We start from the raw sequence: 15,948 nt of genomic DNA on the forward strand, positions 1-15,948 counted from the left end.
GAATTTTCGAGCATAGCAGGTTTTGTTCCCGCACTTAAGTGCAGTAAATATTTTATACATTTGACTTAGGATTAATGGTATTAATTGACGTTCTCAATTGGTTAAATGATCCTTATTAGCGCCCATCTGCTAATCATACCGGGGGTGGTTGCAACACTCCCGGTTTTTGGATCATGGGTATGTTTTATGGTGCTGTAACTGTTACCCTCCTTCCTTTTATTTTAAAATGTACTTTATCAATCAGTTCAATGTCTCTGAGTAGGTTTGATAAACCTTTGGAGCGTGAATAATTGCCAAAAAAGTTCACATTTTCCATATTTCCATTAAAAGCAACATCTATATCATACCATCTGGCGAGGCGTTTCATGATGCTTTTTATATTTTCATTATTAAATACGAACATGTTGTTTTTCCAGGCCATTACTTCGTATACATCTGCCTGTTTAATAAGCAATGCCTGATCGGGGGCGTTAACCGCCATTTGTCCCGGCTTTAAAATGGCATGGTTGTTTTTGTAGGTCAATTTCACCGAGCCTTCCAGTAAGGTTGTTTTAACGTCGCGGTCATCCGGGTAGGCCTGGATATTGAAATGCGTTCCCAATACTTCTATTTGCTGTTTATCATCAACATTAACCAAAAATGGTTTTTCGTGATTTTTTGCCACTTCAAAATAAGCTTGACCTGTTAATTTAACTTGTCTTTTATTGCCGGTAAATGCCGAAGGATAGGTTATGCTTGAAGCCGCATCAAGCCAAACGTTTGAACCATCGGGTAATACAACCTGGTACTGCCCTCCATTCGGTGTGGTAATGGTGTTATATGCTACCTCATCATTTGACGCTGCCCGATCTGCAGCTTTATAAATTATGCGGCCATCAACCGCTTTGGTAACTGATGAATTACCCTGAACGGCCAGTTTACCGCTCTTAGCATCATCCAATACTATCTTTTTACCATTGGCCAGAGTAAGGATAGCTTTATTAGTAGATCGTGGGGTATCTGCTTTTGGCAAACTACGCCGGGCTAGCTTTGGTGCGGCCGCTTTTTTATGAATAGCCAAATAACTCCCGGCAACGATGAACAATAAAACAGTTGCCGCGATGGCTGCATAGCGAAATCTAAATTTGGGCTGCAAGCGCACTTCTTTTCCGTCGACCTCTGTGGTTTCTGAAGCTGTTATTCTTTCGCGGATATTAACCAGCGAACGGAACATAGCGTCATTTATCAGTCCGGAATCGTTGTTGTAAAACGTACGATCGCCACCACTGTAATGCTCAAACCAGGTTTCTATCTCCAGCTTTTCGGCCGGTGAACACTGGTTGTCAAGATACTTTTTTATTAAATTGATATGGTAATCATCAACCATAATTCAGGCTATTTACTAACATATTGCATGAAATAAAACTTACCGCCATATCAGTTTTATTTTTTTTATGATTTCCATGAAAAATATCTATTTTGCGTAATATCTATCTAACCAGGTAAGCCTCTATTCTTGATTAAACCAGCTACATACAGTGATCATGAACTGCTTATTGCTTTGCATTGCGGAGATAAAAAAGCATTCGAGGCCCTATATTTCCGTTATTTTACCCCCCTTTCCTGTTATGCCTACAAAAAACTGCAAGACGAATACATTGTAGAAGAGTTAGTGCAGGATGTATTTGTAGATCTTTGGAAAAAGCGCGAGGAACTGGATACCGAAGGCGAAGTAGCCGGTTTACTCTATGCCATGCTCCGCAATAAAGCGCTGCATGAGTTGCGTGCCCGGATGATACAATCAAAACATTTTGATGCCTTTGCATTTCTGCACAAGGATGATGTGGCCGACAAATTAATGGATGGATTATATGCACGCCAAATGGAGGAAAAAATGCAGGAGGCAGTTAATAAGCTTTCGCCGCAATGCAAAAACGCTTTTACACTAAGCCGTTATGAGCACCTTTCATACAAGGAAATTGCAGAAAAGATGTCCATATCCATCAATACTGTAGAAAAGCATATTGGCAAGGCTTTACAGCTTTTAAGGCGCGAGTTTGAGGAATATCACCTGCCTATACTAATTTTGATAGGTCTTTTAGAACTTTCTTTACAACGATAATTAAAGTTGTCGATCACCGAAATACATATACAAAAACATTTAACCGAGGGGCGGTTTTACAATCACGCCCCGGTTACATTCTATTTGATCTTCTTTATTCAATTAACGAAGTAACCTGAAACCTTCGCGGATATCATTCACCAGGAGCTCAGGTTGTTCCCAGGCAGCGAAGTGACCTCCTTTGTTATGTCTTTTGTAATAGATCAGGTTGGGATATGCTTTTTCTGCCCAACTTTGTGGAGCCTGGTAGAGTTCGTCAGGAAAAGCGCTCACTACAACCGGGACTTCAACACCTAAGGGAGCTACAAAGGCATGTTTATTCTCCCAATAGATGCGGTATCCGGATACCGCCGTGTTTGTCAGCCAGCACAATGTGATATTGTCAAGAACATCATCACGGGTAAGCCCTTCAGGTTCGCCTGCAAACGAGCGTGAAATCAGGGACAAACTGGGCTGGTCGTGATCAAGAAACATAGTGGCAAGGCCGACAGGCGAATCTGCCGTTGCGAGTAATGTTTGTGGACGCGATCCCATAATTAGAGCATAAGCAACGTGTTTGTATGAAAAGGCCAATTGATCATACGCCTGTTTTTCTTCGGCGGAGAGACCGTCTGGTGCAGGAGCTCCGGCAAATGCCGCATTGTTGATTTCAATTGGAACTGTGCAAGGGAAATTTGTGGCCATGCCCAGTAAATTTTCGGGGGACTGTACAGCCATAATATCCGTAATGAGCCCGCCCCAATCTCCGCCTTGTGCCAGAAATTTTTCGTATCCAAGACGCTTCATCAGTGTTACCCACGCGTAGGCAATGCGGGAAGGGCCCCAACCTGTAGTGCTTGGCCTCCCGGAATATCCATAGCCTGGAATGGATGGAATCACAACATGAAAGGCATCCTCGGCCTTTCCACCATAAGCTGTGGGATCTGTGAGCGGGCCAATGATCTTCAATTGTTCAATGATCGAACCGGGCCATCCGTGCGTTACTATGAGCGGTAAAGCATTCTCATGTTGCGAACGAACGTGAATAAAGTGAATGTCAAGTCCGTCAATTGCTGTTATAAAATGGGGAAAAGCATTCAGTTTTGCTTCCACTTTACGCCAATCATATTCTGTGGCCCAATAGTGTGCAAGCGCCTTCATTGTCGCGAGTGGCACCCCCTGCGTTTGATCGGAAACGGTTTCTTTTTCCGGCCACCTTGTGGCCAAGACCCGGCGTTTTAACTCATCAAGCTCGGCTTGCGGAACTTTGCTTAAATTAAAAGGCCGAATCTCCTCGTCGGATGCTATTGCCGGAGCAATAGTGCTTTCGTTACTTTCCATTGTTTAAATTTTTATATTTATTATTCTATTAATTCTCGTAGAAAATTATGTTCAGCTAAAAAATTGATCAGACTTACTAAAAGGTGTAGTTGCAGTTAAACTATTTTCTACTGATCCCCGAAAGGAACTAAAAGCGGCGCCGGGTATTTCAGTAAAATCATCTAAACGATTCCAGGCATCGATTTTACGAGATATAGCATATTTGGTGATAACAAGGTGATAGAAGGGTGTAATAGATTAGAAGGGTATAATAGCGATGTATTATAGGAATGGTGTAATGTGGTTTGATAGATAACAATCAAAACCCCATATAAAATTCTGAAATATTTACTGAAAAAGCAAGAAAATCCCAGCCCTATTTTATCCTATACTGGCTATCGTTTAGGTACAAAAGCATCCGTACAGTTTAAAACAACAAACCAGGAAAAATGGTATATTTATAAATACCGCTGTGATGTGGTACAACACAACTTTTCCCGGTATGAAAAAAAGAGAAGAAATAGTCTATTTTGATAAAGAATGGAAGGAAATGAGGACCAGTCTTAAATCTTATTTAAAAAAAGAAGAGCAGGCAGACCTCCATCGTTTCAGGGTTCAGGTAAAAAAAATACGCGCCTTTTTGACCTTATCAGACAGTACTGAACATCACCCCAAATTGACAAAATATTTTACCCCCGTAAAACGGGTATTTAAAAAAGCAGGTGAAATAAGGAATGCCTATATAAACCAGGAACTTGGTAAAACACATCAAATAGGCAATTCATCATTTATGAGCAATCAGTATGAGTTACAACGGAGTGCAAGCAAAAAATTCAAATCAAAAAAGAGTGAATACCTGGAAAAGTTAAAAGTAGCGCACAAAACAATAAAAGGTAAAATACAATCAATAAGCAATGTACATATCAGCTTGTTTTACCAAAATCAGCTGCACCAAATTGCAGGATATTTAAATGAACTTAAATTTAATGATGACCTGCATGCGAATAGAAAACAGGTTAAGATATTGCTGTACAATCATAAACTGACACATACAACGCTGAACTTAAGTTTTAATGAGCCTTATATGGAACAGGTACAAACAGCTATAGGCAACTGGCATGATCATATTCTTGCAATGGAATTGTTTTCAAATCACCAGGCAAACGACAAGGTGATAACAGCCAGATTAAAAAAACAGCATACCAAACTTAAAAATCAAATAACTAACCTTACCAAAGATTTTTATAACCGGGCTACAACCGCCGTTGATTTGCCTGTTGAACAATTAAGTTAGTGTTATGGGTGTGGAAATTGAAAGAAAGTTTTTGGTTGATCATGAAAAATGGCACCAGGCGGACAAGCCAAACGGCGTACACTATCAGCAAGGTTATATTTTAAATGACGATAACCGCACCGTGAGGGTAAGGGTTACAGATACCCACGGCTATATTACTTTAAAAGGCAGAGGAACCAGCAATATGAGCCGTACGGAATTTGAATATGAGATACCTGTTGCCGACGCCAAAGCGCTATTAAAGGAATTTGCTAAAAACAGCACCGAGAAGATACGCTACTGCATACCATTTGGCGGCTTTACCTGGGAAGTGGACGAGTTTTCGGGTTCAAATGAAGGACTAATAGTGGCAGAGATAGAGCTTAACGATGAACAGGACAACTTTGAGAAACCCCATTGGATTACTACAGAGGTCACCGACGACGAGCGTTATCTTAACTCCAATTTAGCCACCCGCCCATTTAAAGATTGGCATTAAGCAATCAGGGCAGACAATGCGACGTCTGCAATATCACGCAGCGTTTTCTCATCGGCACCAGTACGGGCAGCTACTTTTATAGATGTGATACTGGCAAAAATAAATCTTGCTAAAGCACAGGCGGAGTTTTTGGTCGAAAATTGGCCACTCTGCTGTCCTTTTTCGATAAGCCTGGTTAAAGCATCTTCAACACTTTGGTTATTTTTATTTACAATATCGCCTATCTCCTTATCCTGCCCGGCAAGTTCAACGGCGGTGTTTACCATAAAACAACCTTTCAACAAACTATCCTCTATGCTTCCTTTAATAAGACCCTTAAAAACTTCATTTACTGTACTTTCCGCGTCTTCGGCTTTGGCCAGCATGGCAAGCATAGCACCGGTTTGAGTTGCCTGGTACTGACACAATGCTTTTTTAAACAGCGTGCGTTTATCGGTATAGGTATTATAAATGCTCGACCGATTTATTCCCAGGCCATCAACCAAATCCTGCGCAGAGGTTCCGTTGTATCCCTTTCTCCAAAATAACTCTGCTGCTTTGTCAAGCAATGCATCTTCATCAAACTCTTTTTTACGTGCCATAATTTTTTCATAACGATTGTTGCCTGATTTACTTAACAGTTGGCAAATAAATCAGGCAAGCAATTATAAACAGACAAACTAGAATCTGAAACGGTTGTTCCAGATTATTACAAAAAAATTTAATACATAACCGCATTTACCGTTAAGCCACCATCAACAGTGATTTCGGTACCGGTAATAAATGATGAATCGTCAGAAGCCAGGAACCTTACCACATTGGCAATTTCTTCTGATTTTCCGAAACGGTTAAGCAATATTCTTGAACTTAAAGCTGCACCAAATCCATCAACCTGCTCCTGCTCTAAACCCAATTTATCGTACAATGGAGTTGTAACCGGCCCTGGAGAAATTGCATTTACACGAATTTTACGTGGAGCCAATTCACGGGCCAATACTTTATTAAATGATAACACAGCCGCTTTACTTGCCGCGTAAACACTGCTATCGGCCACACCCAATACCGCGTTTACAGAAGCGTTAAAGATAACAGAACCACCATCATTTAATAAGGGGATAAATTTTTGAACGGTAAAGTAAACCCCTTTTACATTCAGGTTCATTATCGAATCATAATGCTCTTCTGTAGCGGTTTCAACCGGACTAAAGGTTGCAATCCCTGCATTCAGGAACAGAATATCAACCTTGCCAAATTGTTCTTTTACGGCGGCGGCTAATTCATCTATCTGTTCTATCTTACCCTGGTCAGATACAATGCCTGTTGCGCCAAGCTCTTTAGCGGCTTTTTCCACAGCTACCCTGTTACGGCCTGTAATAACAACTTTTGCGCCTTGTGCTATTAATTCGCTTGCTGCTGCATAACCAATGCCGCTATTACCACCTGTAACTACAGCCACTTTGTTTGTTAAATTATTCATTTTTCAATGTTTAAGATTTGTTGTTTTGATTTGATGACTCAAAGATAAGTATTTTGAAACGATCGTTCCAAAATATTTTTCATAATTATTCCCCTTTAGGATGTAATTGACAATCAAATGATAATGCGCTGTAAAATCCCCTTTATAAGTGGCTGAATATCTTTCAGAAATCCGGACTTTTGGCACGTAAATCATTTAAAAATAATTTGTCACTATTTGATCTAATTGGTATCTAACTAAAATAATTTAAAAAACAGTAAGGGTAAAATCCGGCGTACGTGTTACATCATACACCGTATCGCTTAATTCTATAATTTTGGATGGCAGAGGCTGCTCAGGATTGTAAAAACAAATAAAATTGAATGACTGTAAACCGCAAACTTATAGCCCAATCCTCCACGTTCTTGATAGTTGCATTTTTTTGTACAAGCCTGTACGCCCAAAATAATTTGATGAAAGAGATTAGCATTGGCGACATTAAAGAACAGCGTATGGGTAACGTACTTGATAAAATTGCCAAAAAAGGCAATTTCTATTTCGCTTACAATAACAAAACAATCCCTGCCGACAGTATAGTATCCGTTTCTGGTTACCGGGGCACGCTTTTTAGTCTGCTTGATAAGTTATTGGGTGAAAGCTATGAATTTAAGGAGGTACCCGGATATATAGTACTAAGACATGCCCCCGGCAGGCTGCATTTAACTGCCGAAGTTGATAAGGACCTGGGGTTAGTAAAAGGCTATGTGAACGATGCCTCAAACCAAAAAGAGATAACCCAGGCCAGCGTTTACGAAAAGAACTTATTGGTATCAACCCTTACAGATAATAAGGGTTATTTTGAGCTTAAACTCAAAAACTGGAGCGGATCGCTTTTGCTTACAGTAACTAAAGAAAATTACCGGGACACGTCACTTTATCTATTACCTGTAGTTAATGTAGATTCTAAACATAATAACCGGAAATATAAATATTACCCTGATGACGGCTCGGGGAATGGTGTTGAACACAGCCGCTTTGCCCGTTTCTTTATCAGTTCAAAACAACTGATACAGGGTATGAATCTCGGTAATTTTTTTGCTTCACGCCCTTACCAGGTTTCGCTAATTCCCGGATTAAGTTCGCATGGCATGTATAACAGTCAGATAGTTGATCATGTTTCCTATAACATTTTAGGAGGATACACCGCGGGGATAGATGGCGTTGAAATGGCTGGTTTATTTAACATCAATAAAAAAGACATGACTTTTTTCCAGGCTGCCGGTATATTTAATGTTGTTGGCGGTAGTACCAAAGGTATTCAATTGGCCGGCGCTTATAACAACGTGCTTAATAACGCCAAAGGCTTTCAGGCAGCCGGCCTTATTAACAGGGCGAATAATTTTACCGGCGTACAAATGGCTGGTTTGTTCAATGTCGACCAGCAGGCAAGCGGCTTTCAGGCTGCGGGAGCATTTAACCGGGCCCGGAGCCTTAACAGCGGCATGCAGTTCGCGGCCCTATTCAATACCACTGGGCAATCAAACGGATTTCAGCTTGCCGGTTTCTATAATTGGTCTGCCAATGAAGCGGGTTCGCAATTTGCAGCTCTGTTTAACAGGGCAAAAAAAGTAAAAGGCTTTCAGTTTGCTTTAGTCAATATCGCCGACACCAGCGACTACCCCATAGGTATCATCAATTTTATTAAAAATGGTGAAAAAAGTTTGGCTATAAGTACCGATGAAAGTTTGTTTACCCACCTTGATTTCCGCTCCGGCGGCAGGGTATTATACGGATTGATAGGTGCTGGATATAAGTTTGACAGCACCGAACCTTTATATGCGCTTGATATTGGTTTTGGAGCGCACATTGTTAATCACACGAAGTTTTCTTTAAATATGGAAGGCACATCGCAATTAACTACCAATTTTAAAAGGAAGTTTTATCAAATCAATTCATTTAAAGTGTTGCCTGGTTATAAGTTCAGTAAACTCATAAGGGTATTTGCAGGTCCTTCATTTAACGTAACATCTGCCGACTTAAGCGACGAAGCGAAAATTAACGGATGGCTACTTAACAGGTATATAGGTAGCGACAAATTAACCGCCCTCAGCATTGGAGTAACCGGCGGGCTGCAGTTGGTTTGGTAAAATTCTGTCCCCCCCTCCTGAGGGAGGGAATCGCGCGTTCCCCGGTTTTCTTTTGTTACAAAAAAAGGAGCTGATCATTAAATGATCAGCTCCTTTTTATCTGAAATAAGAAATTTTATTTCAAAATAATACCCCGCCCGGTTTTATCAATATGTATTTCGGGAGTTGTGGATTTAATTACTTCCAATACCTTAGTTAACGAATCTTCATACTTAAAGGTGCTCGTAATCGGAACATTGCGCAGAGCGGTATTTTCAATTTTAATATTGGCCCCATAAGCTTCATTCAGGATATCAACTAACCGCCATAATGGTGTACCATTGGCAACAAAAGTATTGCTCCTGTAATAATTGTATAGCATATCGGTGCTTTTTTCAACTTTAAGCTGTTTGTCTCCATGCTTTACGCTTACCATTTCATTTGGGTTCAGTTGTACCGAATTATTGCTTTTGCTCACTTGTACAATCCCGCTCTCTACAATAACTTCGGTGTTTTGTGCCTCGCTTTTGATGTTAAAGGCTGTACCTATATCCTTTACGGTAATATCATTCACCTGCACAGTAAAAGGTACATGCTCGTTATGTTTAACTTCAAAAAACGCCTCGCCTGTAAGCTTAATCTCTCTCCTTGACTTGAAATTCCCTGTATAACTTATACCGGAGTTTTTATTGAGATGCACTACAGAGCCATCAGGCAGGGTTTCTGTCCTAACCTCATTCAACGTTTTAATACTTACCAATCGCGATGACATGCCGCTCTGCTCATATAAATAATAACCAGCCCAACCTGCGCCAATTAAAACTACAATGGCGGCCGCTATCCGCAACCAGCTTGTATTGTAATTAATGGACCGTATCTGTGCAGGTTCGCCCTTTCCTGTAGTTCTTTTTTCCTTGAATTTTTCCCAGGCTTCGGCCTCGCCCAGCGGGCTCACCTGTGCCAGGCGTTTGCTGGTTTCCAGGATAATTTTTACCTCTTCAAATTTTTTGGCATTAGCTTTACTCACCGCTACCCAGGCCTCAATTTCCTGAGCTTCGGTCGCGGTTGCTTCCCCAAGAATATATTTGATCAGTATATCTTCGCTCATATCCTGTTTCATGACCTAAACATATTAAATAGCATTAATGTAATTAATGGTAAAAATTCTTTCATCTCTTTTCTTAGTATCCGCAGGGCTTTACCCATGTGCGTTTCTACAGTTTTAATTGATATATTGAGCTGGTTGGCAATTTCCTGGTATTTTAGCTCCTCAAACCGGCTCAGGTGAAAAATGGCCCGGCATTTTTCGGGCAGTTTGTTCAGGGCTTTATATAAGTGCCGCTCCAGTTCACTTAATTTTAGTTTACCGGCAGCGTCGTCTGTATGATTTTTCATTGAATACGCAGTTGTGGTTTGATACCTTTGTTGCACTTTTTGCCGCCTTATATAATTAAGGCTATCGTGGTACACCGATTTGTACAGATATGATTTGATGGAATTTTGAATATTTGGCCATTCATTTTTTTCCCACAGTTTAAGAAACAGCGCCTGTACAATCTCTTCCGCAACATCCCAGTCTTTTAGTAAAGAGAAAGCATAAGCATGAAGTTCCCTAAAATGTTTTTTGAACAGCTGCTCAAAAACAGTCTCATTATCATTGACTAAACTGGCCGTCATCTCCTTATTATCCATTATCGGCAATTGGGTTCGGTAAAGTAAATGTGTAATCGATATAAAATGATTTAAAGCGGGCAGCTGCCGTAACTGCTACCCGCGTAATCAAACTTAGTTATTATTGAAATTTAAAACCAACTCCAAGACTAAAGATGCTGGCTTTTTGCCCAAGTTCTTTGTTAAACTTACTTAAACCCAGGCTGTAACGGGCATCAAAAGTGAGGCTGCCTATATCAACCCCTGCATTTAACACACCACCGGCGGTAAAGTCTTTGTATTTAAAGCCGCCCGGAGCTACCGGTTTTTTAAGACTATAATACAAATCGGGACCGGCAGATACCCGGAAGTTCAGATCGGCTGTGTTCACTATTTTGTAACCTACCATTAAAGGCAGGTTTAATTGCCTGAATTTCGCCTCGTATGAATTGGAATTGAAGCGGTATTTGTCGCTGAAAGTAACATAGTTAAGTTCGGGCTGAAAGTAAATATCTTTACCAACCCTGGCAAATACACCTGCATTAAAGCCTATTTTACCTTCCTTATCACTAACAGCGCTCAAGCCCGTTTTTAACGTAGAGAAGTTAACCCCAGCCTTAATACCAAACTCAGGGTCTGATGACTGGGCTTTTACCGAACTAAGGCCTAACGCAAATAAAATGGCCGTCGCGAATAATTTAATTGTTTTCATTTTTTGGTTTTTGATTGTTTTCACTTGATTATTTATGGTTATTGTTGTTTGGTAGTATTACACTGTGGTAAGTGTTTACCCTTACTGTGTTTGTAGAAATAACTGTTTGTGATTGTTAGAAAAGCACCTGTATACCGGCAGTGTAGCCAAAATAAAATCCGTAAAGGTCACGACCGTTGTTTCTGCGCCAGCTGGAAACATAGTGTTCCGTAAGCTTCTGGCCTTCGGGGTTATTGGTATTCACGAAGTTGAATGACGGGCCGCCAAATAGTTCAACCGAGCGGGTAATTTTAAATGCTGGCATCAACCTGAATGATGATTTTGTATAATCCTCGCCCTTAAAGCTTTCAAGTCCACTGCTAACCAGCTCAGTATTTAGTCTGAATGACTGAATTGTTAACACATGCGCGCCTATACCTGCTTCCCAGGCATACTTTTCTTTTTTATTGCTGAAATTATAACCTATGCCGATGATCCCGTAAAGCACTTTCCCCCCCGAACGTAACGTTAACAATGTGGTTTGATGCTCGTCTATGGTTGCAGCTAGACCCTTTTCGCCGTTTTTTGCCAGGTTAATGATGCCTATTTGAGTACCTGCGCTGTCGGCAATGTTTATAAAGGAGATCTGGGCGCCTTTAACTTTTTTAGCTAAGTTCATAAAACCGGCAATCTGGGTGCCTTTCATTTCCCGGGCCATATTCATAAAACCGGCCACTTGTACGGATGAAATGTCGCCTCCTTTGTTCAGGAACCCGGCTATCTGGGCGCCGCTGCCATTGCCCGAGATATTGGAAAAACCCGCAACGGCTACGCCTTTCCCTCCGCCGTACGTATTTATAAAGCCGGCAAACATAGCCCCATTGGCAATTTTGCCAATATGGTTTGAAAAGCCAGCCACCTGTACGCCACTGGCATCATTGTGTACAATATTGGCGAAACCGGCTAAGCTAACTCCTCGCTCGGCCGCGGATACACCTGCTATAAGGTTGAGCGAAAAATTATTGGTATCTCTTGGAGCGCTTGTCCAGTTACTGCTCAGGGGATACACCAATCCTACGTTTGTTCTGGGGCGTTCTTTATTTTGAGCGTAGATATTGGTGCTTGTAAATACTATTAAAAAAAACGTCCAGATTTTTAAAATAGTTAACAGAATACTGTCTTGGTACAAATTAAAGTTCATATATGTATTATTTATTGTGTATTTGCAGCTATAACACGCTGCATGAACTTTACCCTGACTCTGTTTTTAAAAAATTTAAACCTGTTGTCCTTATCTTTGATGATATTGGATATTAACCGGGCCAAACATGGGACACTTATTTGTTAAACGGATATATGAACCCGCTGATAAAGCAGATGGGATAAGGATATTGATTGACCGCCTGTGGCCCCGCGGAGTGAAAAAGGAACGGGCCCAAATAGACAAGTGGATGAAAGGTGTGGCCCCATCAACCGCTTTGCGTAAAGAGTTTCACAGCAACCCACAGGATTGGCCCAAATTTCAGCAGGATTACATAGCAGAGCTCAAAGTGCAGGAAAGCGTTAGGGAGCTGGTGGAACTAATAAAAGAAAGTGAGGCCGTTACCTTATTGTACGCCGCCAATAACGAACAACAGAACCATGCCCGGGTTCTGAAGCAATTTTTGCAAGGGGAATTAAAGCAATGATGTTTTTTAAACATTACATTGAATTCACCCTGCTGTATAATGACGAATCTTATCGTATAAAAACCTTTAAGGGGGAATATGATGACCTGCGCGAACTGATCAACGATCACATACAGCCTCCAAATTTTGGCAGGTGTGACGGGATGGGGCGTTGCGCCACCTGTATGGTAGCGCAACAATCCCGCAACTTATCAAACAAAGTCGAAATTAGTTTATCCTGCCAGCTAAGTATAAGTGATGAACTGGCAAATACGGAGATCCGGATACTGCCTTATATTTCATAAGCACAGTTCCGGAAATGTCTTATTTTGTATCGTGGTCAACAGTAACCGTTTTCCTGCCACGAACCAACATTTTCATGCGCTGGCGTTTGAGGGAAATTTTCACATAGGGCGACTGCGTTTTATCGGCATCTATTTTAAAGGCCGATATAATATCACGGTATGATAGTATGCCTATTACTTTATGATCTGTAGCCGATAATACAGGTAATACTTCTACTTCTGTTTTCGACATGGTCTCCATAGCATAACGCAGGGTATCGGTATTGTTAACAGATGCGTTTACTTCTTTCTTAAGCATTCCTACCAAAGCCGACTCAGGATCAAGCTCATTGCTGTAAATATCCGTTAGCTTTAAGGTGCCGCTAAACTCTCCGTCGTTATTAACCATAATAAAATAGTTATCGTGGATGTTGTTTGTGTTAACCCAGCTCCTTACATCGGCAATAGTGCTGTTAACATTTATTATGGTGCCCTCATCACTGATCACTTGTGAAACATGCATTTTTTGTAGCAGATCAGGTTCAAAAGAATCGGGAGTAAAAATGCCGCGGCGGGCTATCTTTTCGGTCATGATGGTGTTCTCCATCAGGAAAAATGAAACCATGTAAGCTGCCGTACAAGCGCCAAGCAAAGGCAGCAAAGCGTGTGATTGCATAGTAGCTTCCAGCGCGAAGGTGATACTGGTCAAATAAGCTCTTGAAGCTCCCGCAAACATAGCCGACATGCCAATTAATGCCGACATGGGTATATTAACACCTGAATTAGGGAAAAGTATTAATACCAACGTGCCGGTAAGCGCCCCGGCTGCGCCGCCCATGGTTAATAGTGGCGCCAGCGTACCGCCCGAGGTTCCGCTGCCTAAAGCAATAGCCCATGACAAGAATTTCAAAAACAACAAGCTGCAAATAAGCGTTAACGGCCATTTGCCCGATAGTAACCCGGTAATATTATCATATCCTACACCAAGCGTATGCGGGGCAAAAATACCAATGATACCTACCGCTAAACCGCCAATAGCAGGCCACCACATCCAGTGGATAGGTAATTCCTCAAAATAATCCTCAATGATATATACTATTTTGGTAATGCCGAGCGACAAAAAACCAATAATGATACCCATAAAGCTGTAAATGCCCAGGGCCAGGTTTGACGGTGTAACCAGATCGGGCATTGGAAACACCGGGCCCGATTCAAACAGCAAATGATGCCCTGCCGCGCCTGTGATACAGGCCAGCGCCACAGGTAATATAGACTTAGGAGAAAACTCAAACAATAACAGTTCAATAGCCAGAAACACGGCTGCTATTGGCGTACCAAAAATGGCCGACATACCCGCCGTTGCGCCGGATGCTAAAATGATCTTACGTTCGTTTGCTGTTATTTTAAACAACTGTCCGAGCGTTGACCCCAATGCCCCGCCGGTAGCGATGATCGGTCCCTCGGCGCCAAACGGGCCACCTGTACCAATAGCTATAGCTGACGATATGGGTTTTAAAAAGGTAATAGACGGTTTGATATTACTATCATTAACCAATATTTGTTCCATAGCTTCCGGGATACCATGCCCCCTTATCGCTTTTGAACCATAAAAGGCCATAATACCCACTAACACACCGCCTATTGCCGGAATAACCGCAACCCATATACCCAAGTGATTATTTGCAGGGGAATGAAAGCCAAACTCAAATGATCCGTAAAAGGAAATATTAGTAACCAGGTTAATAAGGTAAATTAAAATTTTAGCGATAACACTGATGGCCATAGCCACCGTTACCGATAAACACGATATAAAAACTAAACGTTTTTTTAAAAAACCACTGTTGTTACTGGAATTACCGGCAGGATTTTCCACATTACTTAACGCCGGTGAAATAGGTATCCCTATTTTATTTGTCATTTTTTTCATTTCCTTTAGCGGCTAACCTATGTTTTACTTATTAAATGGCCGGCCATTTTTTTCAAGTGCAAAATTACAGATAATTAGGATTTAAGTAAAGAAATTTTTTGTAATTATATTGTACAAACAATATAAAATAATACAAATTTAATTTTTAATGGTGTATTTTATTACAAAAACAATAAAATGACAAAATACAAGTATTTCAATATTACAAGAATGATACCTTTGCCCAGGCAAACTATTCAGTAAATACGGCTGTTAACCAACATCTATGACAAAAACCTCACATTCATGCGATCTTAATACCTGCTACATGTGCAGAAATTGCATTAACGATTGGATACCCGCTATAGCTACCAATCGCGAAAACTTTACATTAAAAAAAGGGCAGCAATTATTTAAAGAAGGTGATGCCGTTACCGGCATATACTTTATGTACAAAGGTGTTGTAAAAGTGCATAAGCAATGGGACCAGGAAAAAGACCTGATCCTGCGATTTGCAAAGCAAGGCGATATCGTGGGGCACCTGGGTCTGGGCGATACTTTAACCTATCCGGTTTCGGCTACAGCTATCGAACCCGGAATTGTTTGCTACGTTAAAATGGATTTCTTTGAATCATCATTAAATGTAAACAGTCAGCTCACGTACAAATTGATGAAGTTTTTAGCCAATGAGCTGCAGGAATCAGAGAAACGGATGCGCAACCTGGCTCACATGCCGGTAAAAGAACGTATAGCTCAGGCATTACTATCGCTCAGAAGCCAATTTGGCTTAAATGAAGCTGGATTTGTTGATATCGAACTCACCCGCCAGGATATATCATCCTATGCCAGCGTAGTGTATGAAACTTTTTTTAAGGTAACCCAGGAGTTTATACAAAACAATCTGATTGAACTCGACGGCAAAAGCTTCAAACTGTTAAATGAGGCCGCTTTAAAAGAAATAACCTTGAGCCGTAAAAAATAGGAACTCCTCCGAAATCTTTTCTGTATTAGCATTTT

The 15,948-nt window shown here is 41.0% G+C and carries 16 protein-coding genes; 7 read left to right on the forward strand and 9 right to left on the reverse strand.

What is annotated here, in order from left to right:
* Positions 1 to 184 precede the first annotated feature (184 nt).
* Positions 185 to 1,366, reverse strand: coding sequence for a FecR family protein (locus tag SNE25_RS28255; protein WP_321562367.1), 1,182 nt, complete (start codon positions 1,364 to 1,366; stop codon positions 185 to 187).
* Between the two features lie 129 nt (positions 1,367 to 1,495).
* On the opposite strand from SNE25_RS28255, the gene SNE25_RS28260 reads away from it, so the two are divergent.
* On the forward strand, positions 1,496 to 2,101 hold the full coding sequence (locus tag SNE25_RS28260) for an RNA polymerase sigma-70 factor (RefSeq protein WP_321562368.1): 606 nt from the start codon (positions 1,496 to 1,498) through the stop codon (positions 2,099 to 2,101).
* 102 nt (positions 2,102 to 2,203) lie between these two features.
* Here SNE25_RS28260 and SNE25_RS28265 read toward each other — a convergent pair whose 3' ends face one another.
* Positions 2,204 to 3,421: an epoxide hydrolase family protein gene (locus SNE25_RS28265; protein WP_321562369.1), complete on the reverse strand. Its 1,218-nt coding sequence runs from the start codon at positions 3,419 to 3,421 to the stop codon at positions 2,204 to 2,206.
* Between the two features lie 481 nt (positions 3,422 to 3,902).
* Between SNE25_RS28265 and SNE25_RS28270 the strand changes: the two genes are divergently transcribed.
* Entirely contained in the window at positions 3,903 to 4,694 is a 792-nt protein-coding gene (locus SNE25_RS28270) for a CHAD domain-containing protein (RefSeq protein ID WP_321562370.1), read from the forward strand.
* A gap of 4 nt (positions 4,695 to 4,698) precedes the next feature.
* Complete coding sequence (locus SNE25_RS28275) at positions 4,699 to 5,172, forward strand: CYTH domain-containing protein (RefSeq protein WP_321562371.1); 474 nt, start codon at positions 4,699 to 4,701, stop codon at positions 5,170 to 5,172.
* Here the strand turns inward: SNE25_RS28275 and SNE25_RS28280 are convergent.
* Together SNE25_RS28280 and SNE25_RS28285 are read right to left on the reverse strand one after the other, a co-directional pair.
* Positions 5,169 to 5,753 carry a TetR/AcrR family transcriptional regulator gene (locus SNE25_RS28280; protein WP_321562372.1) on the reverse strand — a complete coding sequence of 195 codons (585 nt, stop codon included), beginning with the start codon at positions 5,751 to 5,753 and terminating at the stop codon, positions 5,169 to 5,171. The genes SNE25_RS28275 and SNE25_RS28280 overlap by 4 nt on opposite strands.
* Before the next feature lie 119 nt (positions 5,754 to 5,872).
* Entirely contained in the window at positions 5,873 to 6,628 is a 756-nt protein-coding gene (locus SNE25_RS28285) for a glucose 1-dehydrogenase (RefSeq protein ID WP_321562373.1), read from the reverse strand.
* Positions 6,629 to 7,080: 452 nt separating this feature from the next.
* On the opposite strand from SNE25_RS28285, the gene SNE25_RS28290 reads away from it, so the two are divergent.
* The gene (locus SNE25_RS28290) at positions 7,081 to 8,754 is read left to right on the forward strand and encodes a peptidase associated/transthyretin-like domain-containing protein (protein ID WP_321562374.1); all 1,674 of its coding nucleotides are present in this window, start codon (positions 7,081 to 7,083) and stop codon (positions 8,752 to 8,754) included.
* A gap of 115 nt (positions 8,755 to 8,869) precedes the next feature.
* Here SNE25_RS28290 and SNE25_RS28295 read toward each other — a convergent pair whose 3' ends face one another.
* The 4 genes from SNE25_RS28295 to SNE25_RS28310 form a co-directional block, all read right to left on the reverse strand.
* Entirely contained in the window at positions 8,870 to 9,853 is a 984-nt protein-coding gene (locus tag SNE25_RS28295; protein WP_321562375.1) for a FecR family protein, read from the reverse strand.
* A complete protein-coding gene (locus SNE25_RS28300; RefSeq protein WP_321562376.1) occupies positions 9,850 to 10,425 on the reverse strand; it encodes an RNA polymerase sigma-70 factor in 576 nt (191 codons plus the stop codon). The genes SNE25_RS28295 and SNE25_RS28300 overlap by 4 nt, the downstream gene beginning before the upstream one ends.
* A 100-nt stretch (positions 10,426 to 10,525) precedes the next feature.
* Positions 10,526 to 11,095: a porin family protein gene (locus SNE25_RS28305; RefSeq protein WP_321562377.1), complete on the reverse strand. Its 570-nt coding sequence runs from the start codon at positions 11,093 to 11,095 to the stop codon at positions 10,526 to 10,528.
* Between the two features lie 115 nt (positions 11,096 to 11,210).
* A complete protein-coding gene (locus tag SNE25_RS28310) occupies positions 11,211 to 12,275 on the reverse strand; it encodes an LA_2272 family surface repeat-containing protein (RefSeq protein WP_321562378.1) in 1,065 nt (354 codons plus the stop codon).
* 127 nt (positions 12,276 to 12,402) lie between these two features.
* Between SNE25_RS28310 and SNE25_RS28315 the strand changes: the two genes are divergently transcribed.
* The gene (locus SNE25_RS28315) at positions 12,403 to 12,762 is read left to right on the forward strand and encodes a DUF488 domain-containing protein (protein ID WP_321562379.1); all 360 of its coding nucleotides are present in this window, start codon (positions 12,403 to 12,405) and stop codon (positions 12,760 to 12,762) included.
* Positions 12,759 to 13,046: a hypothetical protein gene (locus SNE25_RS28320; RefSeq protein ID WP_321562380.1), complete on the forward strand. Its 288-nt coding sequence runs from the start codon at positions 12,759 to 12,761 to the stop codon at positions 13,044 to 13,046. Before SNE25_RS28315 ends, SNE25_RS28320 begins: the two co-directional genes overlap by 4 nt.
* Before the next feature lie 19 nt (positions 13,047 to 13,065).
* On the opposite strand, the gene SNE25_RS28325 is transcribed toward SNE25_RS28320, so the two are convergent.
* On the reverse strand, positions 13,066 to 14,943 hold the full coding sequence (locus tag SNE25_RS28325; protein ID WP_321562381.1) for a chloride channel protein: 1,878 nt from the start codon (positions 14,941 to 14,943) through the stop codon (positions 13,066 to 13,068).
* Positions 14,944 to 15,259: 316 nt separating this feature from the next.
* Here SNE25_RS28325 and SNE25_RS28330 point away from each other — a divergent pair, with 316 nt between their 5' ends.
* Positions 15,260 to 15,913, forward strand: coding sequence for a Crp/Fnr family transcriptional regulator (locus SNE25_RS28330; protein WP_321562382.1), 654 nt, complete (start codon positions 15,260 to 15,262; stop codon positions 15,911 to 15,913).
* The last annotated feature ends 35 nt before the right edge of the window (positions 15,914 to 15,948 follow it).

The organism is Mucilaginibacter sabulilitoris, from assembly GCF_034262375.1.
GTDB classification, from domain to species: Bacteria; Bacteroidota; Bacteroidia; order Sphingobacteriales; family Sphingobacteriaceae; genus Mucilaginibacter; species Mucilaginibacter sabulilitoris.